Origin of the sequence: Paracidovorax anthurii (assembly GCF_003269065.1) — a bacterium.
GTDB lineage: Bacteria > Pseudomonadota > Gammaproteobacteria > Burkholderiales > Burkholderiaceae_C > Paracidovorax > Paracidovorax anthurii.
The window spans coordinates 1-3,670 of record NZ_QLTA01000114.1 but is presented as its reverse complement, the minus strand read 5'-3'; the positions used below and the strand labels follow the sequence as shown (position 1 = coordinate 3,670).

The 3,670-nt window shown below is 57.6% G+C and carries 3 protein-coding genes; all 3 read right to left on the bottom strand.

What is annotated here, in order from left to right; genetic code table 11:
- Nucleotides 1-115: 115 nt before the first annotated feature.
- The 3 genes from dndD to dndC are packed head-to-tail and all read right to left on the bottom strand — an operon-like array spanning nt 116 to nt 3,539.
- Complete coding sequence (gene dndD / locus AX018_RS24380) at nt 116-2,188, bottom strand: DNA sulfur modification protein DndD (RefSeq protein ID WP_170146349.1); 2,073 nt, start codon at nt 2,186-2,188, stop codon at nt 116-118.
- 12 nt (nt 2,189-2,200) lie between these two features.
- Nucleotides 2,201-2,416 (bottom strand): DNA modification system-associated small protein, encoded by a 216-nt coding sequence (locus tag AX018_RS26060; protein ID WP_111882820.1) that lies wholly within the window; start codon nt 2,414-2,416, stop codon nt 2,201-2,203.
- Nucleotides 2,409-3,539 (bottom strand): DNA phosphorothioation system sulfurtransferase DndC, encoded by a 1,131-nt coding sequence (gene dndC, locus AX018_RS24370; RefSeq protein WP_111882819.1) that lies wholly within the window; start codon nt 3,537-3,539, stop codon nt 2,409-2,411. The genes AX018_RS26060 and dndC overlap by 8 nt, the downstream gene beginning before the upstream one ends.
- Nucleotides 3,540-3,670 lie beyond the last annotated feature (131 nt).

Here is a 3,670-nt window from a genome sequence, read left to right as displayed (position 1 = left end):
GATCTCGGCAAACTTCTCTCTACTGATGTCGCTTGGGTATGGCTTTCTTTTCACCCCAGGATTGTCGGGGGAGATCGTAAACACGCTCTAAGAACTTGTTGGAGGTCGAGGTCGCTCATCGGTTGGCTCCGAAATACTTGTCGCGCTTGGCGGTTGTGCGGCCAATGCCGTCACCAACGTCCGTGTGGTCCAACAGGTAGGTGACCGATACGTTGCCCTTGATTCGCTTGTAGAAATCGGTGTCGATTTCCTTGTCCTGGGACAGCAAGATGACCTGCCGGTTTGAATCTTTCGTCCAGAACTCGAAAATGTTGGCGCGATGGCGACTGTCGAGGCGACCGAGCGGGGTATCGACGACCAGCGGAGCTTTGACACCGGACACCTGCGCCAAGCCTGCAATGAGCGCCGTGGCAAAGATTTGGTTCTCGCCAGCCGAGCGGTCGAAGACGATGTCCTTTCCGGTCTTGCCTAGGATGCGGGTAGTACCGTCGTTCTCGATGACGATTTTGGCTACCTGGTCCTTGTGCGCCAGTTGCTTGTAGACCTTCGTCATAGCCGTCGCAAGCGCCTGCACCTTAAGCGGGAACAGCATCGGCACAACCTCATCAATCACGGCCCGCACGCGCTCCGATTTATTTAACAGGCTGCGTGTCGGGCTTGTATCTTCGAGGCGCTTCTTCTCTTGGATGTACCGCGCTTTTGTGTTATTGACCGCAACTTCGAGGCTCGCCAATTCTCGATCTTCGGAGCGAATGTGCGCCTCCAACGTGTCAATTTCATCGGACACACGCTTTAGGTCGGTCTTCAAAGTCGCTAGCGTGCCATCGCGGTCGATGCCTTCAACGCGTGAAATCTTGCGGCCAAGATCGTCAATCTGCTCAGTCAGACTGCGTTGTTGAGAAAGTAGGTCGTGGACGTCCTGCTGGCCAACCGACAGGGAGCCCAGGAACGACAATGCACGTTCACGCAGCTCGTCATGCAAGTAACCATGAACTACCGTCTCGGCGCAGTTGGTAGGCGGCGGATGAAACAGGGAAGCCCATGCGGTCTCAATGCGCGCCTTGATTACTGCGAGTTGCTCAGCGGTCAGACCCGGCTGGAACTCTGGCGTGCTGGCGCCGAGGAAGGCCCACTCGAACTTGTCGCGCTTAGGCTGGAGCGACCGGCACTCTGCTTCCCACTCAGCCAACGCGATTTCGCTCTCAAGCTGCGACTTGAACTCGGTCAGCAGCGCGCGAGGCATCAGGTGGAACGGCAGCTTGTCTGCAAGGATGCGCTCCAGCTGCTTTTGGACGTCGCGTTGGGCATTGCGAAGCCCTTCACGCTCTTCGACTAGGTCCTTGACCGTGGCTATGTCGCCGCCACCGCCGCCAGCCGCCGTGATGCGCTCGATGAACGATTCGCGCTCGCCTTTCAGTTGGGTCAGCTTTTCAGCGCTTTCAGACGAGTCACGCTGCAATTCGGCAAGACGCGTCTCATCTGCGGTCAGCAACTCAAGCATCCGCTGAATGTTCTCCTCATCGACGCTGGACACAGTCGAACGCTTCCCGGCCTCGAAGTCCTTGAGGCGGTCTGCAAGCTGGCGAAGAAGCACGATGCCCAGTAACCCCTCCAGGCCCTGCTTGACCTGCTCAATGCGCGCCTGGTCCGCCAGTTTCTTCACCTCTTCACCGTCGAAGAAGAAGAACGGGGCAATGTGCGCTGGCACGAAGTGGTCGTCCAGCATGTCAGAGAGGAGGAAGCCGTTCTTTCCGTCCTTCCTCGGGGTGTCCGGGACGTCACGGAAGACCTCGCGCACTACGGCTTCTTCGTCACGGGTCCACGAGCCGGTCACGCTTTTGAAGTACCAGCGCCGGCGAATGTCGATGGCCTTGGTCTTCGTCCGGTTGATGACCACTCGAACCGACATCGAGTCCTGCCCATCGCGCTTGGCTTCACCGTTGAAAGCGCGTTCCAAGAAGGTTGGGTAGCCCTTGACGTCATCGGTCTTTAGCCCGGCGCGCGCCAAGTGAATGATGGCGTCCTTGCCGTAGAGGGCGAGGTACAGTGCTTCAAGGATGGACGTCTTGCCGTACCCGTTCATGCCACCAATGAGGACGATGTTGCGTCCCGCAGTTGGCTCAGGGAAATTGAGCTCGGCGTGGGGGTAACTTTTGAAGTTAGTCAGTTCAATCTTGGAAATCCACAAGATGCGTCTCCCTCAATCCATTCTTCCGAGGATTTCCTCGAACCGCATGAAGATGCCATGGGCTCGTTCTTGGTGCTGCCGCTCGCGCTGAAGCGAGACAAGCTCTGTGAGAACGTCAAGGGGAACCTTGTACTTTTCGCAGACCGCCGAGAGCCGAATGTTGGCGTCGGCGTCGGCCCACAACGGTAGGTCTGCGACCCCAGCTTCTTCTTGGTGATCCTCAGACATTGGCAAGCCCCTCTTCTGTTTGCAAGTCTTCCGCCCAAAGCTTATGGATAAGGTCCACTTCTTCCTCGCTGATGAGTGGAGCACCGAACTCTTCTTGTACCTGCAGAAGCCGTTCCAAAATCTCTCGTCGCGCCTGGATGGTGAACGGGCCTGGTATGTGCTTGCCTGAGACATCGAAGGTTAGGCGTCCGTTTCGGCGAATCGCGCTGCGACGTGTCGGGTCATTACGAATGTCGACCAACCAGTCGCGGAAGGCGACTAGCGGTTTGTACGCGTGCTGGCCTGAGTCAATGAAGCCTTGCAGGCTTTTATCCTTCTCGACGACGGTACAGGTCCAGCAGCCAAAGCGACTGTTCTTGGTGCCGCAGCCGGGCGCTTCTTCTTTACTGAGCACTACTGGACATTCGCCGCCTTCGGCGTCGCGGTATAGCTGGAACAGCTTCCGGTGTGTCCCTCCCCAAGGGGCTGGGAAGGAACCCAGAATCTCCCAGACGTCATCGGTGGACAGGTCCACGATGGGCCGGAAGATGAGCGCCCCCGTGACACTGGCATGCTCGTTGAGGTTGGTGCCGCGGACGTTCTCGTACTTGTTAATGGTCTGCATCCGGCGGATGCTCTCGGTGCGACGAACACCAAGCACCACAATCGCAGCTCCGTACTGGGACACATTTTCGCGGATGTAGGTGCTCGTGGGCTGAATCTTGAGGCGGTCGGTACACCACCGCATCTGCGAATTTGGACTCGGATAGCCCTTTCCGATGAGCAACACCCAAAACGTCTTATCCAAGTCCGGCTTGGTACGGGCGACGGTGATAGGCAATTCCAAGCTGTCGACCGCGCCTTCAATGAGGTGCGACACATCATCGAGATGTGCCATGACCAAGGGACTCTCCACCATCGTGTCGTTGGAGACGATGTGCACCTGCCGGGTCCGCCGCGAAGGTGGGATGGCGAGCAGTGCTTCGAAGACCGCGTGCGCAACAACTGTCGAGTCCTTACCTCCTGAAAAACCGACAATCCAGGGGTATTCCTGCGTGGTGGAGAGGTACTCCTCCTTCACATTGCGAACGATGTCCCGCCAGCGATCTGCAACTGGGCGACCGTCCTCGAATTCGAATGACACTGAAGGTTCCAATGGGAATGAGGGCCGCTCTAGGTGGTCCGCCCTGAACAACCCGTAAGCCGTTGATCTGTCTCGAAGTTCTTCGGCTAGCAGGGAGAAGGATTTGCAAGGTATGGTTTTGCCAGCCCCTG